General features: G+C 59.3%; 23 protein-coding genes. 9 read left to right on the forward strand and 14 right to left on the reverse strand.

Annotated features, from left to right (window positions below; genetic code table 11):
* Positions 1-134 (forward strand): carbohydrate porin (locus HMPREF1144_RS32440; protein WP_198286852.1); only part of this gene is annotated, 134 nt, incomplete at its 5' end.
* 190 nt (positions 135-324) lie between these two features.
* On the opposite strand, the gene phnV is transcribed toward HMPREF1144_RS32440, so the two are convergent.
* From phnV to phnR, 5 genes are all read right to left on the reverse strand, one after another.
* On the reverse strand, positions 325-1,122 hold the full coding sequence (gene phnV, locus HMPREF1144_RS20470; protein ID WP_009653847.1) for a 2-aminoethylphosphonate ABC transport system, membrane component PhnV: 798 nt from the start codon (positions 1,120-1,122) through the stop codon (positions 325-327).
* Between the two features lie 2 nt (positions 1,123-1,124).
* On the reverse strand, positions 1,125-1,985 hold the full coding sequence (gene phnU, locus HMPREF1144_RS20475; protein WP_004855607.1) for a 2-aminoethylphosphonate ABC transporter permease subunit: 861 nt from the start codon (positions 1,983-1,985) through the stop codon (positions 1,125-1,127).
* On the reverse strand, positions 1,985-3,097 hold the full coding sequence (phnT, locus tag HMPREF1144_RS20480) for a 2-aminoethylphosphonate ABC transport system ATP-binding subunit PhnT (protein WP_009653856.1): 1,113 nt from the start codon (positions 3,095-3,097) through the stop codon (positions 1,985-1,987). Before phnT ends, phnU begins: the two co-directional genes overlap by 1 nt.
* Positions 3,098-3,102: 5 nt before the next feature.
* Complete coding sequence (gene phnS / locus HMPREF1144_RS20485) at positions 3,103-4,116, reverse strand: 2-aminoethylphosphonate ABC transporter substrate-binding protein (RefSeq protein WP_009653850.1); 1,014 nt, start codon at positions 4,114-4,116, stop codon at positions 3,103-3,105.
* A 248-nt stretch (positions 4,117-4,364) separates the two neighbouring features.
* Complete coding sequence (gene phnR / locus HMPREF1144_RS20490; protein ID WP_009653851.1) at positions 4,365-5,084, reverse strand: phosphonate utilization transcriptional regulator PhnR; 720 nt, start codon at positions 5,082-5,084, stop codon at positions 4,365-4,367.
* 140 nt (positions 5,085-5,224) lie between these two features.
* On the opposite strand from phnR, the gene phnW reads away from it, so the two are divergent.
* Both phnW and phnX read left to right on the forward strand, forming a co-directional pair.
* The gene (gene phnW / locus HMPREF1144_RS20495) at positions 5,225-6,328 is read left to right on the forward strand and encodes a 2-aminoethylphosphonate--pyruvate transaminase (protein ID WP_042928153.1); all 1,104 of its coding nucleotides are present in this window, start codon (positions 5,225-5,227) and stop codon (positions 6,326-6,328) included.
* A gap of 9 nt (positions 6,329-6,337) precedes the next feature.
* The gene (gene phnX / locus HMPREF1144_RS20500; protein WP_009653857.1) at positions 6,338-7,147 is read left to right on the forward strand and encodes a phosphonoacetaldehyde hydrolase; all 810 of its coding nucleotides are present in this window, start codon (positions 6,338-6,340) and stop codon (positions 7,145-7,147) included.
* A gap of 32 nt (positions 7,148-7,179) precedes the next feature.
* On the opposite strand, the gene nepI is transcribed toward phnX, so the two are convergent.
* Positions 7,180-8,361 carry a purine ribonucleoside efflux pump NepI gene (gene nepI / locus HMPREF1144_RS20505; protein ID WP_009653849.1) on the reverse strand — a complete coding sequence of 394 codons (1,182 nt, stop codon included), beginning with the start codon at positions 8,359-8,361 and terminating at the stop codon, positions 7,180-7,182.
* A 212-nt stretch (positions 8,362-8,573) separates the two neighbouring features.
* Between nepI and HMPREF1144_RS20510 the strand changes: the two genes are divergently transcribed.
* On the forward strand, positions 8,574-8,933 hold the full coding sequence (locus HMPREF1144_RS20510) for a type II toxin-antitoxin system RelE/ParE family toxin (RefSeq protein ID WP_009653859.1): 360 nt from the start codon (positions 8,574-8,576) through the stop codon (positions 8,931-8,933).
* The gene (locus HMPREF1144_RS20515; protein WP_004126838.1) at positions 8,917-9,240 is read left to right on the forward strand and encodes a helix-turn-helix domain-containing protein; all 324 of its coding nucleotides are present in this window, start codon (positions 8,917-8,919) and stop codon (positions 9,238-9,240) included. The genes HMPREF1144_RS20510 and HMPREF1144_RS20515 overlap by 17 nt, the downstream gene beginning before the upstream one ends.
* 82 nt (positions 9,241-9,322) lie before the next feature.
* Here HMPREF1144_RS20515 and HMPREF1144_RS20520 read toward each other — a convergent pair whose 3' ends face one another.
* From HMPREF1144_RS20520 to ivbL, 8 genes are all read right to left on the reverse strand, one after another.
* The gene (locus HMPREF1144_RS20520; RefSeq protein ID WP_009653860.1) at positions 9,323-9,775 is read right to left on the reverse strand and encodes a DUF1198 domain-containing protein; all 453 of its coding nucleotides are present in this window, start codon (positions 9,773-9,775) and stop codon (positions 9,323-9,325) included.
* A gap of 177 nt (positions 9,776-9,952) precedes the next feature.
* Positions 9,953-11,344: a hexose-6-phosphate:phosphate antiporter gene (gene uhpT, locus HMPREF1144_RS20525; RefSeq protein ID WP_004107098.1), complete on the reverse strand. Its 1,392-nt coding sequence runs from the start codon at positions 11,342-11,344 to the stop codon at positions 9,953-9,955.
* A 145-nt stretch (positions 11,345-11,489) separates the two neighbouring features.
* On the reverse strand, positions 11,490-12,809 hold the full coding sequence (locus tag HMPREF1144_RS20530) for an MFS transporter (protein ID WP_004855628.1): 1,320 nt from the start codon (positions 12,807-12,809) through the stop codon (positions 11,490-11,492).
* 9 nt (positions 12,810-12,818) lie between these two features.
* Complete coding sequence (gene uhpB, locus HMPREF1144_RS20535; protein WP_198286853.1) at positions 12,819-14,300, reverse strand: signal transduction histidine-protein kinase/phosphatase UhpB; 1,482 nt, start codon at positions 14,298-14,300, stop codon at positions 12,819-12,821.
* A gap of 17 nt (positions 14,301-14,317) precedes the next feature.
* Positions 14,318-14,911, reverse strand: a complete 594-nt coding sequence (gene uhpA / locus HMPREF1144_RS20540) for a transcriptional regulator UhpA (RefSeq protein WP_004107112.1) — start codon at positions 14,909-14,911, stop codon at positions 14,318-14,320.
* 72 nt (positions 14,912-14,983) lie between these two features.
* Positions 14,984-15,274 (reverse strand): acetolactate synthase small subunit, encoded by a 291-nt coding sequence (ilvN, locus tag HMPREF1144_RS20545; RefSeq protein WP_004855635.1) that lies wholly within the window; start codon positions 15,272-15,274, stop codon positions 14,984-14,986.
* Between the two features lie 3 nt (positions 15,275-15,277).
* Positions 15,278-16,966 (reverse strand): acetolactate synthase large subunit, encoded by a 1,689-nt coding sequence (gene ilvB / locus HMPREF1144_RS20550; protein ID WP_004855639.1) that lies wholly within the window; start codon positions 16,964-16,966, stop codon positions 15,278-15,280.
* Between the two features lie 102 nt (positions 16,967-17,068).
* Complete coding sequence (gene ivbL / locus HMPREF1144_RS31820; RefSeq protein ID WP_004855642.1) at positions 17,069-17,164, reverse strand: ilvB operon leader peptide IvbL; 96 nt, start codon at positions 17,162-17,164, stop codon at positions 17,069-17,071.
* Positions 17,165-17,745: 581 nt separating this feature from the next.
* Between ivbL and tisB the strand changes: the two genes are divergently transcribed.
* The 4 genes from tisB (at position 17,746) to emrD (ending at position 20,619) form a co-directional block, all read left to right on the forward strand.
* A complete protein-coding gene (gene tisB / locus HMPREF1144_RS31825) occupies positions 17,746-17,835 on the forward strand; it encodes a type I toxin-antitoxin system toxin TisB (protein WP_004107126.1) in 90 nt (29 codons plus the stop codon).
* A 71-nt stretch (positions 17,836-17,906) separates the two neighbouring features.
* On the forward strand, positions 17,907-18,353 hold the full coding sequence (locus tag HMPREF1144_RS20555; RefSeq protein WP_009653855.1) for a GNAT family N-acetyltransferase: 447 nt from the start codon (positions 17,907-17,909) through the stop codon (positions 18,351-18,353).
* A gap of 70 nt (positions 18,354-18,423) precedes the next feature.
* Positions 18,424-19,257 (forward strand): DMT family transporter, encoded by an 834-nt coding sequence (locus HMPREF1144_RS20560; RefSeq protein WP_004855648.1) that lies wholly within the window; start codon positions 18,424-18,426, stop codon positions 19,255-19,257.
* Positions 19,258-19,434: 177 nt separating this feature from the next.
* Positions 19,435-20,619 (forward strand): multidrug efflux MFS transporter EmrD, encoded by a 1,185-nt coding sequence (gene emrD, locus HMPREF1144_RS20565; RefSeq protein WP_004855651.1) that lies wholly within the window; start codon positions 19,435-19,437, stop codon positions 20,617-20,619.
* Positions 20,620-20,912: the final 293 nt, after the last annotated feature.

Genomic DNA, 20,912 nt, shown 5'->3' on the forward strand with positions numbered 1-20,912 from the left:
AGTTCCGCCCGATGCTGCGCTTCTACGTGACCGGCGGCCAGGTGGATAACAAACGCACCGCGAAGGTGAACGGCACCAAAGACGAGCAGCTGGATTCGCTGAACGTCGGCGGCATGTTTGAGGCATGGTTCTAAGAGAGTGAAATCGCCCCGGGTCGCGGTGTCAGAGCCCGATCCGGGCCACCGCACTGTAGCCCGGCTAAGCGCAGCGCGAGCCGGGAAGAAGGCGCATCGATATATTCATCCCGGCGCATTCCCCGGGTTGCGGCGTAACGCCTTACCCGGGCTACCGCTGGCTTAGGTGGTTTGCAAAAGTAACCGGAGATTACCTCTGGCTCATCCGGCGGGCGATGCGTTCAAGCTTAATCATCAGCAGCAGCGTGACGCCCACCAGCACGATGGTCAGCGCCGAACCATCGGCAATATTTCCGCGATCGGTCAGGCTGAAAATCGTCACCGGCAGCGTTGTCCAGCCCGGCGGGTAGATCATCACCGTCGCGCCCAGCTCCCCCATCGACAGCGACAGGCTTAACGCCAGTGCCGAAATCATCCACGGCGTCATCAGCGGCAGCGTAACGTGGCGCAGGCGATACCACGGCGATGCCCCGAGGCTGGAGGCGACGTTTTCAATGTCAGCGGAAATCCGCGCCAGACCGGTGGAAACGTTGCTGAAGGTAAACGCGGAAATCAGCACGAAGTGCGCCGCCAGAACGATCCAAAAGGTGCCGTTCATCTGCAGCGGTCCCTGGCTGAAGGCCACCAGAATGCCAAGACCCACAGAAACGGATGGGATGGCGCCTGGCAGATAGAACATCAGCCCAAGGTATTTTTGCAGCTTCGCACCGTACTGCCGTAAGGACAGCGCAGCCCACATGCCGCACAGCAGAGCGAACAGGCTGGCGCAAAATCCGACTATCAGGCTGGAAAAGAGCGCATCCCACGCGGCGCCGCGAAACGCGTTAACAAAGTGTCCGAGGGTAAAGCCGGACGGCAGCAGGCCGTTCCACTGCTGGCTCAGGCTGGACATCAAAATCACCGCCAGCGGCAGGAAGAAAAACCCGGCAAATAGCGTTACCGCCAGCGCTCCCGCCGCCGTACGGCCTTTACGCGACCAAATCAACATCGTTAGCTCCTCACGCCGGTACGCGCGGCGGCCAGCCGATAGAGCATAAACAGCCCCAGCGACAGCAGAATATTAATCAGCGCAATCATGCAGGCGACGCTGTAGTCCGACTCGAGAATAGCCTTGCTGTAGACCATCATCGGTAGAGTATTTACCCCTTTGGCGCCGATAAACAGCACGATGCCGAACTCGTTGGTGGTCAACAGCAGACACAGGCTGCCGCCGGCCATTAGCGCCGGAAGCACCGCCGGAAAAATCACCTGGCCGATGACGCGCAGCGGATGCGCGCCGAGGATGCTCGCCGCTTCAAGCTGGCTTTTATCAATCTGCCGCAGCCCGGCCATCAGCGGGCGCATCACCAGAGGGGTGAAGACGGTCATTTCCGCCAGTATGACCCCCTGAATTGAATAGAGAAAATCCACCGGCGGCAGTTCAAAAGCAAACAGCGACATCAGCGTCCCGTTCAGCAGACCGGCGGAGCCGTAAATAAAGGTGAAAGCCAGGGTGATGAGAAAGGTCGGCAGCGCAATAAAGGTATCAATTATCCGGCTAATCAGCTGGCTACCGGGAAACGGGATAAACACCAGAATCAGCGCCAGCACGCTGCCGAGCAGCAGGCAGCCTGATGTCGCGATAACCGCGATTTGCAAGGTATTGAGCAATGCGCTGAGAAAGCGCCGGGACTCCACCACCTGCCAGAAGGTTTCGAGGCCCAGGTGGCCCTCGGTATCGCGCAGCGCCTGTTCGCCGATGAGCAGCAGCGGGTAGAAAAACAGGGTCGCCAGCACCAGCAGCGGCGGCAGCAGCCACAGTAAGGGCCGCAGATGAACAGAGCGGCGCGGGAGCGTTAAGATCTGCGACATTATGACACCTCAATCAGGACCGCATCGTTGGGTTCAAAATAGAGCGCCAGCCTGTCGCCCGCACGCGGCAGCGGATTCACGTGGGTCATCACGATACGCACAGCCTCCCCCGCCACGTCGCATAGCAGATGGGTCAAATCGCCCTGCCAGTGCACGGAAGTCAGGATGGCGTTCAGCCGGTTGCTGGTGGCCGATCGCGGCGCGAGACTCATATGCTGCGGGCGAATACACAGCAGCTTATTGTTGCCATGCTGGCCGCCGCGGCTGAACGCGGCGATCAATCCGCCGCCGCAGCTGACGCTGACCAGGCCAGGTCCCGCGGTATCTGTCAGCGCTGTCGCCTGCAGGATATTGGCACGTCCGAGAAACTCAGCGCTAAAACGATTAGGCGGATAGTGGTAAAGCTGATGGGTTTCGCCGTGGGCAATGAGCGAGCCGTCTTTCATGATGCCAATCTTGTCCGCCAGGGTCAGGGCTTCGGTCTGATCGTGGGTGACGTAGAGAATGGTCAGCTCCGGCAGTTCGCGGTGCAGACGGGCAATTTCCTCCACCATGTTGTGACGGATTTGCGCATCCAGCGCCGAGAGCGGCTCATCAAGCAGCAATACCCGCGGACGCACGGCGATGGCGCGGGCAATTGCGACGCGCTGCTGCTGGCCGCCGGAAAGCTGGTGCGGATAGCGGCTGGCGTAATCCGCCATGCCAACGATTTTCAGGGCATCCTGAATCCGTTCAGCGATCTGCGCTTTGGGCTGCTTCTGCGCCCGCAGGCCGAAGGCGACGTTATCTTCTACCTTCATATGCGGAAACAGGGCGTAGTTTTGAACCACCATACCAAGGCCGCGTTGATACGGCGGCAGGTGGGTGATATCCGTGTCGCCAAGCAAAATTCGACCACCGGCAGGCTGCACAAAACCGGCTATCGCCCGCAGCACCGTGGTTTTCCCGGAGCCCGAAGGGCCAATCAGCGCCAGCACCTCACCGGGTTCAATGGTTAATGTCAGCGGCTTCAGCACCACGTTGCCGTGATAAGAAACGCGCAGCGCGTCGAGAGTAATTCCTGACTTCCCCGCCAGTGACGGGGTGGGGGCAACGGTCGTTTTCATTAACATCACGCTTACTCGCTGTCCGTCACTTTATGCCAGCGGGCAATATCCGCCGACAGCGAAACCGCAACGTCGTCCCAGTTGGGTTCCCAGCTTTTCACGCCGTCAAGCGCCGCTTTCGCCGCTTTAAAGTTAGCATCTTCCGGCGTCACGTCGCTGCGCACCGGCAGACCCCAGGAGAGCGCGCTGACGCTGGACTGAGCGGATTTATCGAGCAGGAAGTTAATCAGCTTTTTACCGTTTTCGCCGTTCGGACCGTTCTGCACCAGGCCGATGGTATAGGGCAGCGCCAGCGCGCTGCGTTCGCCTTGCGCGTCCGCTGGCCAGAAGATTTGCACATTCGGGTTACGCGCCATCTGCGACAGGTTCATTTGCAGATCGCCGTTAGCGATGTACAGCTCGCCTTTATTGACCAGCGCGGTCAACTTACCGGTGGAAGCAGACGGACCAACGTTATTGGCCTGGAGCTTACCGAGATAATCGAATCCCGCCTCTTTGCTCCCCATGCTGTGAAACGCCTGTAGCATGACCGCCGTACCGTCACCCGCCTGCCCCGGCGTCGAGTACTGCAGCTTGTTCCTGAAGCGGCTATCGAGCAGATCCTGCCAGCTGGCCGGCGCGGTTTTCAGCAGCTTACTGTTATAGATAAAGGTCAGATAGTTATTCACCAGCGGCGAGTAGCGGTCGTGTACGCCCGGGATCCGGGCGCTGTCCTGCGGCTGAAATTCGACCAACAGCTGTTCTTTCGCGGCACGCTGGATAAACGGCGGCACCGTCACCAGCACATCGGCCTGAGGGTTGGTGCGCTCTTTTGCCAGGCGTTCAACAATCGCCCCGGAACCGCCTTCCACGTACTGCACCTTGATGCCCGTTGCTTTGGTGAAAGCGGCGAACTGGTGCTGGTACCAGCTGTTATCACCATCGTGCAGGCCGTCAGCGGAGTAAACCGTGACGATGCCATCTGCCCAGACCGGAGAGCCGGTCAGCGCGAACAGGGACAGCAGGGCAAGTCGGGAGAGTTTCATCGTATATGCCTCATCGGGTAGGTAATCATTCTGGTGTAGACCAGATTGTTTTTCACGCTACCGGGGGTTTATGACAAAACGATGAATGAAGTGTGGCGAAAGGATGACGCCGGCGCAGAAGACCCTCTCCCGGAGGCGGCGCTTGATGCGCCTGTCCGGGCTACCCGTCCGCAGACGGCGGTAAACCCGTAGCCCGGGTAAGGCGCCAGCCGCAACCCGGGGAAAATGCTCGGACAGGACCCATAAAATCAATGGGTATCGACTTCAATACGCAGGCTGTCGTGACGCCAGTACTCGATATCGTAATCGAGAATTCGCCCGTGCTGATCGTAGTTGAGGCGGCGCAAGAGCAGCGCCGGGCGCCCTTCCATCACCCCCAGGGCTTCCGCGGCCTGGGGCGGCATTGAGGTGGGCCAGAACGACAGATGCATACTGGTATATATCAGGTCATAGTGGGTCTGATAAATTTCGGTCAGGCTGCCGTTTAAATCATGCCGAAGCAGCTCCGGAACCCTGGCGGGCAGGCAGTGATTTTCACAGTAGCAGATTGCCCGCCCGTCAGCATGGCGCAGTCGGGTGAGCAGGTAGATCTGGTCGAACGGCTGCAGCGCCAGCGGCGCCATAACGTCCAGCGGAACGGCGGCCAGACGCCCGTCGAGCAGTACCGTTTTCGGCTCCCGCCCCTGTTCCAGGCACAGCTTGTGGAAGTTGGTATTCTGCGTCGGATCCAACCACAAGCGCTCCGGCGTAACAAACCAGCCGCGGCGGTCGGCGCGATAAATCACGCCGCTGGACTCAAGCTGCGCCAGGCTCTCACGCACCGTAATACGCGTGGTGTTGAACAGCGCGCACAGCTCGCGCTCGGACGGCAGCTTATCGCCGCTCTTCAACGCGCCGTTTTGAATACGCGCCTGAAGCTGCGCCTTGATCAGCAGATACTGTGGCGTCTCGCCAGAGGGTGATTTCATGTTCGCTCGCGGCCAAATTTGATGCGCTCATTATACATAACCAGATGAATTTTTTGTTGCAGCGCTACTTTCCCTTTGACCTTTTCGGGGCACGATCGTCATTATAAAAAACATCTGGTATAGACCAAATGGTGAAAACAATGACTTCGCGTAATTATCTGCTGCTGACGCCCGGACCGCTAACCACTTCCCGTACGGTAAAAGAGGCGATGCTGTTCGATAGCTGTACCTGGGACGACGACTACAATCTCGGCGTCGTTCAGGTTATTCGCCAACGGCTGGTGGAACTGGCGACGCCCGCTAACGGCTACACCTCAGTACTGCTGCAAGGCAGCGGCAGCTACGCGGTTGAAGCGGTGCTCGGTAGCGCGATCGGCGCGCAGGGGAAAGTACTGATTATCAGCAACGGCGCCTACGGCGCGCGCATGATCGAGATGGCGAAACTGATGTGCATTGCGCACCATCCCTACGACTGCGGTGAAGTGGCGCGACCGGACGCGGCGGCGATCGAACGGATCCTGCAAACCGACCCGGCGATCACCCATATCGCCATGGTGCATAGCGAAACTACGACCGGCATGCTCAACCCGATCGAAGAGGTCGCCGCGCTGGCAAAACGGTACGACAAACGCTACATCGTCGATGCCATGAGCAGCTTCGGCGGCATTCCCATGGACGTCGCCGCGCTGAACATTGACTATCTGATCAGCTCCGCCAACAAATGCATACAGGGGGTGCCGGGCTTTGCCTTCGTCATTGCCCGGGAAGCGCAGCTGGCAGCTTGCGCAGGCCGCTCGCGCTCGCTGTCGCTGGATCTGTACGCCCAGTGGCGCTGCATGGAGGATAACCACGGCAAGTGGCGCTTCACCTCACCGACCCATACCGTGCTGGCCTTTGCCCAGGCGCTGAAGGAGCTGGCGGAGGAAGGCGGCGTGCGCGCACGTCATCAGCGTTACAGCACGAACCAGCGCCGTCTGGTGGCGGGAATGCGTGCGCTAGGCTTTCAGCCGCTGCTCGACGATAGCCTGCACTCGCCGATCATCACCGCGTTTTACTCCCCGGATGCGCCGCAGTATCGCTTTAAGGATTTCTATCAGCGGCTTAAAGAGCAGGGTTTCGTGATCTACCCGGGCAAGGTGTCGCAAAGCGACTGCTTCCGTATCGGCAACATCGGCGAAGTGTACGACGCCGACATCACCGCCCTGCTGGCGGCCATCAAAAACGCCATGTACTGGCAATGCTAAGGAACCGTCATGAACCGTATTAACGCCGTTATTCTTGATTGGGCAGGCACCACCGTCGACTTTGGCTCCTTCGCGCCGACGCAGATTTTCGTTGAGGCCTTCCGTCAGGCTTTTGCCGTGGAGATTACGCTCGAAGAAGCCAGGGTGCCGATGGGTCTCGGCAAATGGCAGCATATTGAAGCGCTGGGGAAACTGCCCGCCGTGGACGCCCGCTGGCAGGCGAAGTTTGGCCGGGCGATGAACGCTGCCGATATCGACGCGATCTATGCTGCTTTTATGCCGCTGCAGATTGCCAAAGTTGTCGATTTTTCTGCGCCGATCGCCGGGGTTGTCGACACCATTGCCGCGCTGCGCGCCGAAGGCATAAAAATTGGCTCCTGTTCCGGCTATCCGCGTCCGGTGATGGAAAAGCTGGCGCCGGCCGCCGCCGCGCAGGGCTATGCGCCAGACCACTGGGTGGCGACGGACGATCTCGCCGTCGGGGGACGGCCAGGCCCGTGGATGGCGTTACAGAACGTCATTGTCCTCGGCATCGACTCGGTAGCCCACTGCGTCAAGGTTGATGATTCCGCTCCCGGCATTACCGAAGGATTAAACGCCGGGATGTGGAGCGTGGGTATGGCGGTTTCCGGTAACGAATTCGGCGCCAGCTGGGAGGAATATCAGCAGATGAGCGCCGAAGAGATCGCCGCCCGCCGCGAGCACGCCGCCGGGAAGCTTTACGCCGCCGGGGCGCACTATGTGGTGGATACGCTGGCGGATTTGCCGGGCGTGATTGCCGACATCAACCGTCGTCTGGCACAGGGCGAACGCCCGTAGTTTTATTGACGATTCGCCTGACTGCGGCCCCATTACACTCGTACTTTCGTCGCCACCAGCAGGCCGGTCAGCAGCATCAACGTACCGGAGAGGACCAGCGGCGAGAGCAGACCAAGGTGATCCAGCGCCACGCCGCCAACCGCGGCGCCGCAGGTGTTGGCCAGCTGGATCACCGCCACCTGAATCGACCCGGCTTTCTCCGCCTGATCGGACAGGGAGCGGGTGATCCACGTTGACCAGCCAACCGGTATCAACGCGAAGGCAAAGCCCCAGATAACGGCAACCGTCGACGCCACGATTTTACTCTCCCCCCACAGTACCAGTACCGCCGCGCTGATGGCCAGCACCACCGGGGCAACCGCCAGCGCCGCTTTCACCGATCTTTTGAGCAGCATCGAAGAGAGCGAGGTGCCGACGAAGCTGGCGATGCCAAAGCTCAACAGCACCAGCGTCAGGCCGTCAACGTCAAAGCCCGCCAGCGTCATATACACCGGGCGAATATAGGTAAAGAAGGCGAACTGGCCGGCGAAGGCCATAAAAATGGCGCACATCCCGGCCATCACGCCGGGGCGCTTTAGCAGGCCGAACATATTTTGCTGCGCCGAAGTCGACTCGCCCGGCAGAGACGGCAGCGCCTTCAGCACCCAAATCGTACAGACCACCCCCATCACCGCGGCGGCGTTAAAGACGTTACGCCAGCCGATAATCCCACCGAGGAAGCTGCCCAGCGGCGCGGCGATCACCAGCGCTATCGATACCGCGCCAAAAATAACCGACAGGGCTTTGGGCACCACGCGCATCGGCACCAGCCGCATGGTGAGCGACGCCGACATCGCCCAAAAGCCGCCCAGCGCCAGCCCGAGGCAGGCGCGGCCGAGCAGCAATAACGCAAAGCTGTTAGCAAAAGAGACCAGCAGGCAGGAAAGGGTCAGCAGAACCGAAAACAGAATCACCACGTAGCGGCGATCGGTACTGCGGATGATCGAGGTGATAAACAGGCTGGCAAACATCGCCACGAACGCCGTGGTGGTGACCGACTGTCCGGCAACCCCTTCGGAGATGCCTAAATCCTGCGCCATCGGCGTGAGCAGGCTTACCGGCAGGAACTCAACGGTAATCAGGCAGGCCACGCAGAAGGCCACCGCAAAAACCGCCGACCAGTTGGGTCGCGCCGCCTGATGAGCCTGTGGCGCAGAGGCATTCGAAGGAGTCATAAGTTACCTGCATGGTTAAATACGGGGAAGCCGCGCAGTGTAACATTTTAAATGTGACGAATTTAACGTTTTGACAACTTTTCAGGCCTTGCAAAGCACCTGCGTAGCTGCTCGCATAACCGGAAAATCACGTTTTTAGGTATTTCAGAACAGTAAGAGGAAGAAATAACATAGCACTTGGTGCTATATTTATGGTTACAGGATGTCAGCCAATGCGTGTTTTTAAAACGAAATGGTTTACCAGGGAAGCCCGGGCCCATGCGATTGGTGATGGCGAACTCTGCAAAGCGATTGAAGCCATTCTCCAGGGAAAAGCAGATAACCTTGGTGGCGGTGTTTACAAAAAACGCCTCAATAAAAATCGCGATCGCGCAATTATTCTGGCAAAGGGCGCTGAGCATTGGTTTTACACATTTTTATACGCCAAACAGGATATCGCCAATATCGATAACCGAGAACTCGCGGCGTTCCGTGAGTTAGCCAGGCATTATTCCCTTCTCAGCGAGGAGAAAATGGCGGCATTGGTTAAGAGAAAAGAATTGGTGGAGATTTGTCATGACTGCAAAAACTAAATTCAAAAGCCCCGCCTTTGAAGCTATCCATAGCGCTGCAGCAGGTTTATACAGTGTTGATGCGATCGCGCAGGAGACAATGCGCAGCTTTGATGAAACATGCATCAGCCGCGTAAGCGATTTCCAACCTGGTGAAATTAAGGCTCTACGTGACCAACTCAACGTCAGTCAGCCGGTTTTTGCCCGCTATCTGAACACCAGCGTTTCCACGGTCCAAAAATGGGAAAGCGGGGCAAAACGCCCAGGTGGGCTGGCACTGAAATTACTCACCATCGTGCAAAAACATGGGTTAGAGGTACTGGCATGATGGCTTTGTTGCGATGACCTTTGCACCGGTGGCCTCGTCGGCTTGACGTTTAACGAAGCCAACAGTGCACCGGGAAGTGATATCAGTGCAGCCAGTGGACGCCATCCTCCGGTAAAAACAGCGCGTTATAGCGCTCCTGCAAAGCGTGCAGGTCGCTCACTTCCGGCTCCAGCTCGCGAAGAAAACCTTGTGCCAGGCGGATTTGCGCTTCGGTAATCGGCGCCGCGAGGCGGGACTTTTTCATCAACCGATACCAGTAGTGCAGGTTCTGCTCGCTGCCGTCGACGATAGCGACCTGCCAGATCAGCAGCACCTGCGCGGCATTTTGCAAATGCGCTTCATTAGGCCGCTCCAGGTAGCGCAGATACTCGTTACCGGCGGTTTTTCCCAGCTGATCGATCATCGATTCCAGCGGTACCGGCGTAATGCCTAACCGTTCGCTCAGACGGCGAATCGCACGGCGTGAATCAGAGGTAAGCACCCGAAATCCCACAACAAATACCACTATCAGCGTGGCCAGTCCTAACCAGATCATGCATCCTCTCATTCAATCGCAGCCCCACTATCATAATGGGAAATTGCCCGCTGTCGACTGCCGGACGTACCAGAATGTGACTTATCGCGGCCCCGTATCGCTATCATCAAACCGCCCGGCAAGAGGCATAAAAAAGCCCGGCGCAGGGGCCGGGCAACGTGACTCACATCCAATGACTCAGGCAGTCTGCAACGTTTGCGTCTTTTTCTGACGGCGGATTTTACGTTCCTCAAACACCGCGACGATGGCCATCAGGCAGATGCAGCCAATCGCCGCCGCATCCAGCGCCGCAAAGGTGCCCGCCCAGCCGGTGAGGCCGAAAATCGGCGTACCGTCGGCAATCATCCCGAGGCCCAGCTTGGCGAAGCTGTCGCCGATCAGATAGGCGAAGGTGCCCTTGATCCCGTCGGCAGCGCCAATCGCCTTTTTCGGCACGAAACCTACCGCGGCAACGCCGATCAGCAGCTGGGGGCCAAACACCAGGAAGCCCAGCGCAAACAGCGAGGCGAGATAAACGTACTGGTTACTGGCGTGCTGATAAACCCCCAGGGTGGCGATAATCAGCGCCAGCGCAATGCAGGCCACCAGCGCGCGACGACCGTTTGCCAGATCCGACAGCCAGCCCCACAGCAGCGTGCCGACCAGCGCGCCCACTTCAAACAGGGTAAAGCCCTGAATCGCCACCTCTTTGGAGAGCTTCAGCTCCTGGAAAGCGTAAACGGTGGACCACTGGTCGATACCGATGCGCACCACGTACAGGAAGATGTTGGAGAAGCACAGCAGCCAGATGACTTTGTTCTTCAGTACGTACTCGACGAAGATCTGCCATTTGGTCATGGCGTTCTCTTCCGTCTCTTTATCCTCTTCGCTGATCTCTTCGCCAAACAGCTCTTCGGCGTTACCGAGACCGTAGGATTCCGGGGAGTCGCTGCCGAAGCGCAGGCCGATAAAACCGACGATCAGCGCGATAATCGACGGGAAGATAAACATCCCGATCACGTGGCCGTCGAACAGGTAGTTGGCGCCAAACAGCGCTACGCCCGCCGCGCCGGCGCCGCCGAGGTTGTGAGAAATATTCCAGAAGCCGAGGAAGGTGCCGCGTTTACGGCGAGGCGTCCATTTGGTAATAGTCGAATAGCTGCATGAGCCGCCGGTGCTCTGGAAAAAGCCGCTCAGGGCGTAGAAGGCGATCATCAGGAACAGGCTGGTCGACCCCGCGCCCATGCTGGCGCTGAAGCCAAGCATACAGATGGCCGAAAGGATCAGCATAAACGGCAGAAACTGCTTGGTGTTCTTACCGTCTGCGTAGTAAGAAACCAGCGTTTTACCGACGCCGTAGGTGATAGAGAATCCGAGACCGATCATCCCCAGCTGCGTCATGCTCAGCCCGTAGGTGGAGATCATGTCGTTCTGCGCGATGTTAAAGTTTTTGCGAATCAGGTACATGGTCAGATAGCCGATGAAAACCACCAGATACGACTGCATGAACGGTTTGAACCACATTTTGCGCCGCGCTTCGAGCGGCAGGTCCAGGGTAGGCTTACGCACCTGGTTTAAGAAGGCCAGCATGATTGGGTAACTCCTGAGCTGATTTAGTACCTGCGAATGGCAGGCATTGTAAAAATCAGCCGGGAGACTCGCCTGAGACAGCGTCCAGGCGAAACCGGGAAAATTTCTTAGTTTTACGCCATTCGGCGAAGAAAGGTGAAGTGGGTCACGCTTCTCGCGGCGCCTGGGCGTTTAAAAACGGCAGCAGCAGAAGGGCGGAAATGCCGGCGGCAATAGCGATAACCACGAAAAAGCCGCTCCAGTGCCAGATTTCCATCACCTGTGCCAGCGGCCAGCCGGAGAGCGATGCGCCAAGATAGGCAAACAGGCCAACAAAGCCGGTTGCCGCCCCCGCCGCCTCTTTGTGCGAGCACTCCGCCGCCGCCATGCCGATCAGCATCTGTGGGCCAAAAACGAAAAAGCCGGTCGTGAAGAAGCAGGCCGCCTGCATCACGTAGCTGGCGAACGGCATCAGCCAGAGGCCGCCCACCGACAGCAAAATACCGGCGGCGAAAATCAGGTTCATCGGCCCGCGGTTGCCGTTAAACAGTTTATCCGAGCCCCAGCCCGCCACCAGCGCGCCGATAAAGCCGCCCACTTCGAACATGGTGACCGCCGAATTCGCCGTGACCAGATCGACGCCGAGCGTTTCCGACATATACAGGTTGCCCCAGTCGTTAATCGCCGCGCGCACCACGTACACCAGCACGTAGCACAGCGAGAGCAGCCAGATATAGGGATTCAGCAGCACGTATTTGGTGAGGATCTCTTTACGGGTCAGGCCAGCCCCTTCCTGCTGCTGGGCAATCTCCAGCTCATCGTGCCGCCAGTCGCCCACGGCGGGTAGCCCTACCGCCTGCGGCCGGTCGCGCAGCCGCCAGCAGAGAAACAGTCCGGCGATGATCGCCAGCATGCCGGCAATCATCATCCCCGTTCGCCAGCCGTAGTGCAGCGCCGCCGCGCCAACCACCATCGGGATCAGCGCCCCGCCGACGTTATGCGCCGTATTCCACAGCGCCCACCAGCCGCCGCGTTCGGTGCGCGAATACCAGGTCGTCAGCAGACGGGCGCACACCGGCGAGCCCCAGCCCTGGAAGAAGGCGTTCAGCGCCCACAGCAGCGCGAAGGCCCACAGTGAAGTGGAAAAGCCAAACAGAATATTCACCACGCCGGTAGCGACCAGGCCGATGCCCATAAAATAGCGGGCGTTAGAGCGGTCGCTGACGATACCGGAGAAAAATTTCGACAGCCCGTAGGTGATGTAGAACAGCGTTGCCAGCAGGCCGATATCGCTGCGCGTCAGTACGTTGCTGGCAAGGATTTCCGGTACGGCGGCGTTAAAGCTTTTACGCGTAAAATAAAACAGCGCATAGCCCAGCCAGATGGTTAGCAGAATATGCCGACGCCAGTAGCGGTAGCGCGCGTCCAGCGCCGGTTTGTCGGTAATCGGCGAAGCATCGGGCGGGGATTTCAAAAAGGCAAACATCGTCGCTCCTCAGGCGTAGCGCAGCGGCAGGCTGACGCAAACGCGGGTGCCGTGGGTGCAGGAGATGGTTAAGGTGCCGCCCAGCGCGCTGACGCGCTCGCGCATGCCGGTCAGGCCGAAGCCCTGCTGACCGGAGCCCGGCGGCAGGCCGCAGCCGTCGTCCTCCAGCACCAGCATCAGCCGCTGCTCCTGCTGCCAGCCCTGCAGCGTGACGGCGCTGGCGCTGGCGTGTTTGACGATATTATTCAGCCCTTCCTGGCAGACGCGGAACAGGGTGACGCGCTGGTTTTCGCTCAGCAGCGACTCATCAATACGCCACGCCAGATGGCTGACCATACCGCGGTCCTCCAGCTCCATTTCACGCATCAGCGAACGCACCGCCTGTTCAAGCGTCAGGTCGTCCAGCTGGCGCGGGCGCAGGCGGCCCAACAGGCGGCGCACCGAATCATAGACGCCGAGCGAAAGCTGCTCAATCAGCTGGCCGCTCTGCCTGACGCTGGCGCTGTTGGGCGCCAGACGCTGGACGATCCCCGCCTGAGTACGGATGGCGGTGATCGTCTGGCCGATATCATCGTGCAGCTCGCGGGCCACCTCGCGGCTCACGCTCTCTTCAGTTTCCAGCAGGCGTTCCGCCAGCCGCTGGTTACGCACCAGCTCGTTTTGCAGCGACTGATTCAGCTCGCGCAGCCGCTGAATGCCGGCGCCCAGCAGCAGGCCCGTCAGGCTTTGCGCCAGCAGCGAAAGCAGCAAATCCACCGGATGATCGTGCCAGCTCTGGCTGGCAATCAGCGCGATGGCGTTCATCAGGGTCGCGATCAGCGCGCCCTGCCAGCCGTAGTGCCAGGCCAGGGCGATAATAGGCAGCGCCAGGCAGAAGGGCGTAAATCGCGAGAGCTCGGCGGGCAGCCCCAGCTGGAGCCAGAGGCTGACGCTGAACAGCAGCAGATACCAGATAAGATGCCGCCCGCGCCAGTTTACCGGCTGCGAGACCAGCGATGGCCCCAGCGGCCGCCAGACGGTACTGGTAAGATAGTGCCAGATAACCAGGCAGGTAGGCGCCAGCGTCAGGCCGCCGGTCAGGGTCAGCAGCAGCGCGTTCAGCCCCTCCTTGCCTTCCGGCAGCCACGGCAGCGACTGCAACAGCGCTGCGGCGATCAGCGCCCCTCCCTGGCGCAGCAGGGTGAGCCAGTCACGCTGCTGGCGATAGCGTGAGATCAGCGCCACCGGCAGCAGGGTCAACAGGCTTCCGGTCATCAATATTATCGGGTGCGCCAGCGCCACTTCCTGCGCCAGCCAGAAGATCAGCAGCCACTCAGCGCCCAGCAGAACCGGCCAGTAGCCGCGCGGACACTGCAGCATCAGGCCAAGACGCAGGCCAAAGGGGAAAAGCAGCACCGCCAGGTCGGGGCGCTCCACCAGGTGCAGGCTGATGCTCCACAGGCAAAACCACGCTGCGGAAAAGATAAAGCAACTGCCGATAACCGAGAGCAGCCGGGAGAGAAAGGCGTTCATTGCCAGCTATCGAACATGCGGCGCGCCAGCTCGACGTCGTTGCTGACGCCCAGCTTTTCCAGCAGATTGGCGCGATGAACGTGCACGGTTTTTGGCGACAGGCCCAGCTCGGCGGCAATCTCTTTTACCGCCATCCCCTGCGCCAGCTTTTCCGCCACCTCGCGTTCGCGTTTGGTGAGCGGGTCCCGTCGCCCGGCCGCCAGCTTCATGGCGATATCCGGCGTCAGGTAGCAGCCGCCGGCCGCCACGGTGCGGACGGCGGCGATCAGCTCATCCGGGCTGCAGCGCTTGGAGAGAAAGCCGCGCGCGCCGGCGTTCAGCGCCTGCTCCACCAGCGCCGGGCTGTCGTGCACCGACAGCATGACGATCGCCATCCCTTTCGGCAGCTGGCTTAACAGCTCAAGCCCGGAGATATCCGGCATCGAGATATCGCAGATACAGACCTGCACGCCGCGGCCGGGCAGCCCCGCCAGCGCTTCGCGCCCGGAACCAAATTCGGCGACGACCTGAAAATCGGCTTCCAGCCCCAGCAGCTGGGCAAAGCCGGAGCGGACGATAAGATGATCGTCAATAAGGGCGATTGTGGTCATGGCGATTCCTGGGGAGGATAAAAAACGCGCTTACCTTAACGATAAGCGCGCAGCGGTTCAAGCCGCGAGCGATTATTCGAAGAACACCGCGATTTTGCTGAACATGGAGGGATCGGACTGATTACGCACCACCTTCTCAACGTCTTCCAGCTTTTCGATCTGGCTAATCATCTGCCCGAGGCGCTGATCGTCGTTGACCAGTAGCCAGATGCGGCTCTGGTTGCTGTCCGGGATCGGCAGACAAAGAATGCCTTCCACGTTAAATGCGCGGCGGGCAAACAGGCCGCAAACGTGGGTCATCACGCCAGGGTGGTTGCGCACGGTGAGCTGTAGAATAACGTTTTCATGAGTCGCTTGTTGCATGGCTTATTCCCCCACCATTTCAGTATTGGCCGCACCCGGCGGTACCATCGGATACACTTTTTCTTCGGCATCGATACGCACGTGGATCAGCGCCGGACCCGGGCGGTCGATAATCGCCTGCAGCGCCGCCTGCGGATCGGCTTCGTTATTTAAATCACAGGTTTGCAGACCAAAACCGGCGGCGATCTGCATAAAGTTGACCATGCCAGGATAGGTCGCGGCGAACACGCCCTGCTTATAGAACAGGCTCTGCTGCTGGTGAACCAGCCCCAGCGCTTCGTTATTCATCAGGATGATTTTTACGTCCAGCTGATTTTCCGCCGCGGTAGCCATTTCCTGAATGTTCATCATCAGACTGCCGTCACCGGAGAAACAGATAACCTTGCGCTGCGGGTTAGCCAGCGCCGCGCCTACCGCGGCAGGCAGACCAAAGCCCATGGTGCCGAGGCCGCCGGAGGTCAGCCACTGGCGCGGACGGTTGAGCGGATACGCCTGCGCGACCCACATCTGGTGCTGGCCGACGTCGGTGGTCACGATTGCCTCATCGTCAACGCAGGCGGCAACGGCGTTAATCAGGCCATAGTGGGTAAGCGGGTCTTGCTCCTGCGGAATGGTGCAGGGGAACTCCCGCTGCAGATCGGCCACCAGCTGCAGCCATTCGCTGCGCGGCTGCGCCTCGACCTGCGGGATCAGCTGCGCCAGCACTTCGCCAACATCGCCCTGAATCGCCACGTGCGGCTGTTTGATTTTACCCAGCTCAGAGCGGTCGATATCAACGTGGATAATTTTCGCGTTCGGGCAGAACTGCTCGGTTTTACCAATCGCCCGGTCATCAAAACGCGCGCCTAAAACAACCAATAAATCAGCCTCTTGCAAAATAAAATTGGTGCTGCGCGCGCCGTGCATCCCCAGCATGCCCAGCGACAGCGGATGCGCTTTCGGCAGCATCCCCAGCGCCATCAGGGTCTGGGTGGTTGGCAGGTTGGCTTTTTCCGCCAGCTGGCGAATGGGCTCAGGCGCGTTGATCACCCCACCGCCCAGATAGAGCACCGGACGCTGCGCGGCGTTAATCATCGCCGCCGCTTCACGCACGCTGGCGCTATCGAACGTCGGAGGCGCCGTACGGGCGCCGGGTTCCGGCAGGGCGTCAAGCTCAATGGTCGCGGCCTGAACATCCTTAGGAATATCTATCCACACCGGCCCTGGTCGCCCGGACTGCGCGATGCGAAACGCGTCGCTTATCACCTGCGGCAGCTCAGCAATGTTGCGTACCAGATAGTTATGTTTCGTGATGGGGATAGAGATACCGTAGGTGTCGACTTCCTGGAAAGCGTCGGTGCCGATCATTGAGGCCGGAACCTGGCCGGTAATGCACACCAGCGGAATCGAATCCAGACGGGCGTCGGCGATAGCGGTGATCAGGTTAGTGGCTCCCGGGCCGCTACAGGCCATACACACCGCCGGTTTGCCCTCTGTGCGCGCCATGCCCTGGGCGATAAACCCCGCGCCCTGCTCGTGACGCGCCAGAATATGGCGGATCTGCGTGCTTTGGCTTAACGCATCGTAAATGGGAAGGATGGAGCCGCCCGGAATGCCGCTGACCGTGGTGATCCCCTGACGCTCCAGTAAATGAACGACTAACTGTGCGCCGGTGAAGCGCATTTTTTGTGATGTTGTGCCCGAACTTGCCATGCTCCAGTCCTTTTATTCTGGGCCGACCTACCGGGGGGCATGAAACGAAAAACCCCGCTCGGTTTGCGCCGGCGGGGTTTGGAATTCGTGTTGTTCCGGACCCTACGGCGCGTTGCCGACGACGACCACCACAGACACGACGACCACCGCGGCAGGCGCGGTTAGTAGTAGGGTCGAAGTCAACGTGGCAGCGTTCATGAGGGACCTGTTGTCTCAAAAAAGGGAATGAATTTATACAAACACAGCTTTTGTCATTTCACAATGGATTTATTTTCAACCAGGAGAAACTGCGCGGAAGATCACATTAATTTGCAGCGGGATAAAAACAAAAAACCCCGCCGCGGCGAGGTTTTCTGTTCGGTGTTTTTACGGTTGGTAGCCGCAAGCACACTGTATTACGTCAACGAAAAAAGTATACGCGATCGGGGAAGAAGGCGCAATTTTCACGATGGTTTTTGCTGATGTAGAGTATGGATCGCGTATACAAATTTGTCCAAAAAATACTGTTCATATATACAGTATTCATTCTATACTGAGGGGGTACGCAGGGGGAATCTGGGGCCGCACTTTTACCGGCGCAAAAAAGTCCTGGCTGAAACGGGTGGTGCCGTCAGCGCCTTAACCCCAGAAGAGCACACTGTGTTACGTCAACAAATACCCCGAATTATTGAGTCCGCCACCGGCAGGTGGCGCCTGAATATGACGGGTATACCCTGGCTGGCAACAGGCGGCGGAAAGGTACGCCAGCCGGTTGTGCTCCTGAACCAGAGGAGACGCGTATGGGCGGAGTGGATATCGTTGTTCTGATCCTGAAACTCATGGTTGCCGTGTTGCAACTACTTGATGCAGTCCTGAAGCAGTTCCGCTGATTCAGGTTCAAGTCGCACCTGAGAGGGGCGGGAAACCGCCCCTCTACAGGCTAACCTGACGGAGAAAAATTATGGCACCGTTGTTGATCGCCGCTATCACCCCTGACGAACCCGGTTTTTCGGCACTCCGCGCCGAAAGCCTGGCGCAAAACCTGAACATGCTGCGTCGCCTGGCGGAGAACTGGCAGAACGGGGAAAACCGTTTTAACGCGCCGGGAGAAAAGCTGCTGGGGGCTTTTGCGCACGGGCAGCTGGTCGGCGTGTGCGGGCTTAACATCGACCCTTTTAGCCAGGAGCCGCGGGCCGGTCGCATCCGCCATTTGTATATCGCCGAGCGCCATCGTCGGCAGGGGATCGGGCATCAGCTGCTGGTCTCGGTTATCACCCACTCCGGCAGCAGCTTTGATTTTCTCAACACCCATGCGCCGTCAACGGCCTGGTCGTTTTATGAAAATCTGGGATTTCGCCCGATATATGATGAACCCCGGGTCACCCATCGTCTGTTCTGTTCGCTCTAGCCGCCGCTGGCTGCTGAAGAGTGCGCATGTTACAGTCCGTTGACGATTTATTCCCCAGCGCCAGGCCGCAATGACCATTACCGTATTCTGTATTTTGCTGTTCGCCGCCCTGCTTCACGCCAGCTGGAACGCTATCGTTAAAGCCAGCGGCGATAAAATGTACGCGGCGGTAGGCGTTAGCGGCTCTGCCTCGCTCATCGCCCTGGTTCTGCTCCCTTTTGCCCCCCAACCCACGCTCGCCAGCGTGCCGTTTCTTGCCGTCTCCTGCGCGCTACAGGTGGTGTATACGGTGCTGGTGGCAAAAACCTATCAGGTCTCGGATATGAGCCAGACCTATCCGCTGATGCGCGGGACCGCCCCGCTACTGGTGGCGATAATCAGCGTCGCCTTTCTTGGCGACACACTCTCCCCGCTGGCGTGGCTGGGCATCGGCGTTATCTGCCTGGCGATTCTGGCGATGGCCTTTAACGGGCGCGCCAGTTCGAGCCAGGGTATCGTACTGGCGCTGACCAACGCCTGCTTCATTGCGGGCTACACGCTGGTTGACGGAACCGGTGTGCGGCTTTCAGAAACCGCGCTGGGCTATACCCTATGGACCTTTTTTATGAACGGCTTCTGTCTGCTGGGCTGGGCGATGATTGCCCGACGCCCGCAGGCCAGCCGCTATCTGCGCCAGCACTGGAAGAAAGGCATGGTCGGCGGCGTCGGTACCATGGGCTCCTATGGTCTGGCGCTGTGGGCAATGACCCAGGCGCCGCTGGCGGTGGTGGCCGCCCTGCGCGAAACCTCGATTCTTTTTGGCGCGGTTATCGCGTTTATCCTGTTGAAAGAGAAGGTAGTCCCATTGCGCATCGCCGCCGCCTGCGGCATTGCCGCCGGGGCGATTCTGCTGCGGCTGTCTTAATCCACACATGGCAACATTAGTTGCCGACTTTCGTTTACAAAACCTGCCTGAACATCCCCGACAATCCCCCCTTACAGGGTTGTTCTGTCATTTTTATGTGGTAGATTCCTCCATCGTTTAGCGGGTGTGCCAGTCACATATTCTTCATCTTCAACTTTATACAAAGTATTCATCGACATGAAACGGCATAAGAACTTCAATTTGTTGTTGATGCTGGTGCTGCTGGTGGCCGTAGGCCAGATGGCGCAGACCATTTATATTCCGGCGATTGCCGATATGGCGATATCGCTCAACGTTCGCGAAGGCGCGGTGCAGAGCGTGATGGCCGCTTATCTGCTGACCTACGGCGTCTCGCAGCTTTTCTACGGCCCGCTCTCCGATCGCGTTGGCCGCCGCCCGGTGATCCTGGTGGGAATGTCCATTTTTATGCTGGCGACGCTGGTTGCCATTACCACCCATAGCCTGCCGGTGCTGATTGCCGCCAGCGCAATGCAGGGGATGGGTACCGGCGTCGGCGGCGTGATGGCGCGAACCCTGCCGCGCGATCTGTATGAAGGGGCGCAGCTCAGGCACGCCAATAGCCTGCTGAATATGGGGATTCTGGTTAGCCCGCTGCTGGCACCGCTGATTGGCGGCATTCTCGATACCTTATGGAACTGGCGGGCCTGCTTCGTATTTCTGCTGGTACTTTGCGCCGGCGTCACCTTCAGCATGGCGCGCTGGATGCCGGAAACCCGGCCCACCGGCGCGCCGCGTACCCGGCTCATCACCAACTATAAAACGCTGTTCGGTACCGGCGCGTTCAACTGCTATCTGCTGATGCTGATCGGTGGCCTGGCGGGCATTGCCGTATTCGAAGCGTGTTCCGGCGTGTTGATGGGGGCGGTGCTGGGTCTGAGCAGTATGTCGGTCAGCATTCTGTTTATTCTGCCGATCCCGGCGGCGTTCTTTGGCGCCTGGTTTGCCGGCCGGCCGAACAAACGCTTCCCGACGCTGATGTGGCAGTCGGTGATTTGCTGCCTGCTGGCGGGCGTGCTGATGTGGATCCCTGGCCTGCTGGGCGTGATGACCGTCTGGACCCTGCTGGTTCCCGCCGCGCTGTTCTTTTTTGGCGCGGGGATGCTGTTCCCGCTGGCGACCAGCGGCGCGATGGAGCCCTTCCCGTTCCTCGCCGGCACCGCCGGGGCGCTGGTGGGCGGGCTGCAGAATATCGGTTCCGGCGTGCTGGCGTGGCTGTCGGCGATGATGCCGCAAACCGGTCAGGGCAGCCTCGGCCTGCTGATGATGCTGATGGGATTGCTGATTCTGCTGTGCTGGCTGCCGCTGGCGTCGCGCTTTCATCAACACCAGCAGCCGGTTTAAGGCGTCTTACCCGGCTACAAAATGACGGACGCCGATGAACCCGTAGCCCGGCTAAGCGCAGCGCAAGCCGGGAAGCGGTGGCGAATTATCAGCCCCGGCATATTTCCCGGAGGCGGCGCCTGACGCGACTTGTCCGGACTTGTATGATTACTCCATCAGAAAGAACCGGCCAGTTCTCTCTGATGGCGGTCCGGATGCCGTGTCCGGGCTTAGGCTTTCGCGCCTGTTCCGTAGATCCTTTGCACCGGACCGCCGTTCTTTCTCATGTGATAAACCGGACAGTATCATGGACC

Origin of the sequence: Klebsiella sp. OBRC7 (genome assembly GCF_000293135.1) — a bacterium.
In the GTDB taxonomy this organism is placed as follows: domain Bacteria; phylum Pseudomonadota; class Gammaproteobacteria; order Enterobacterales; family Enterobacteriaceae; genus Klebsiella; species Klebsiella michiganensis.

Bases quoted from the DNA above. Each gene is read 5' to 3' on its own strand.
- phnV (WP_009653847.1), bottom strand. From the start codon at position 1,122: ATGTTGATTTGGTCGCGTAAAGGCCGTACGGCGGCGGGAGCGCTGGCG.
- phnU (WP_004855607.1), bottom strand. From the start codon at position 1,985: ATGTCGCAGATCTTAACGCTCCCGCGCCGCTCTGTTCATCTGCGGCCC.
- phnT (WP_009653856.1), bottom strand. From the start codon at position 3,097: ATGTTAATGAAAACGACCGTTGCCCCCACCCCGTCACTGGCGGGGAAG.
- phnS (WP_009653850.1), bottom strand. From the start codon at position 4,116: ATGAAACTCTCCCGACTTGCCCTGCTGTCCCTGTTCGCGCTGACCGGC.
- phnR (WP_009653851.1), bottom strand. From the start codon at position 5,084: ATGAAATCACCCTCTGGCGAGACGCCACAGTATCTGCTGATCAAGGCG.
- phnW (WP_042928153.1), top strand. From the start codon at position 5,225: ATGACTTCGCGTAATTATCTGCTGCTGACGCCCGGACCGCTAACCACT.
- phnX (WP_009653857.1), top strand. From the start codon at position 6,338: ATGAACCGTATTAACGCCGTTATTCTTGATTGGGCAGGCACCACCGTC.
- nepI (WP_009653849.1), bottom strand. From the start codon at position 8,361: ATGACTCCTTCGAATGCCTCTGCGCCACAGGCTCATCAGGCGGCGCGA.
- HMPREF1144_RS20510 (WP_009653859.1), top strand. From the start codon at position 8,574: ATGCGTGTTTTTAAAACGAAATGGTTTACCAGGGAAGCCCGGGCCCAT.
- HMPREF1144_RS20515 (WP_004126838.1), top strand. From the start codon at position 8,917: ATGACTGCAAAAACTAAATTCAAAAGCCCCGCCTTTGAAGCTATCCAT.
- HMPREF1144_RS20520 (WP_009653860.1), bottom strand. From the start codon at position 9,775: ATGATCTGGTTAGGACTGGCCACGCTGATAGTGGTATTTGTTGTGGGA.
- uhpT (WP_004107098.1), bottom strand. From the start codon at position 11,344: ATGCTGGCCTTCTTAAACCAGGTGCGTAAGCCTACCCTGGACCTGCCG.
- HMPREF1144_RS20530 (WP_004855628.1), bottom strand. From the start codon at position 12,809: ATGTTTGCCTTTTTGAAATCCCCGCCCGATGCTTCGCCGATTACCGAC.
- uhpA (WP_004107112.1), bottom strand. From the start codon at position 14,911: ATGACCACAATCGCCCTTATTGACGATCATCTTATCGTCCGCTCCGGC.
- ilvN (WP_004855635.1), bottom strand. From the start codon at position 15,274: ATGCAACAAGCGACTCATGAAAACGTTATTCTACAGCTCACCGTGCGC.
- ilvB (WP_004855639.1), bottom strand. From the start codon at position 16,966: ATGGCAAGTTCGGGCACAACATCACAAAAAATGCGCTTCACCGGCGCA.
- ivbL (WP_004855642.1), bottom strand. From the start codon at position 17,164: ATGAACGCTGCCACGTTGACTTCGACCCTACTACTAACCGCGCCTGCC.
- tisB (WP_004107126.1), top strand. From the start codon at position 17,746: ATGGGCGGAGTGGATATCGTTGTTCTGATCCTGAAACTCATGGTTGCC.
- HMPREF1144_RS20555 (WP_009653855.1), top strand. From the start codon at position 17,907: ATGGCACCGTTGTTGATCGCCGCTATCACCCCTGACGAACCCGGTTTT.
- HMPREF1144_RS20560 (WP_004855648.1), top strand. From the start codon at position 18,424: ATGACCATTACCGTATTCTGTATTTTGCTGTTCGCCGCCCTGCTTCAC.
- emrD (WP_004855651.1), top strand. From the start codon at position 19,435: ATGAAACGGCATAAGAACTTCAATTTGTTGTTGATGCTGGTGCTGCTG.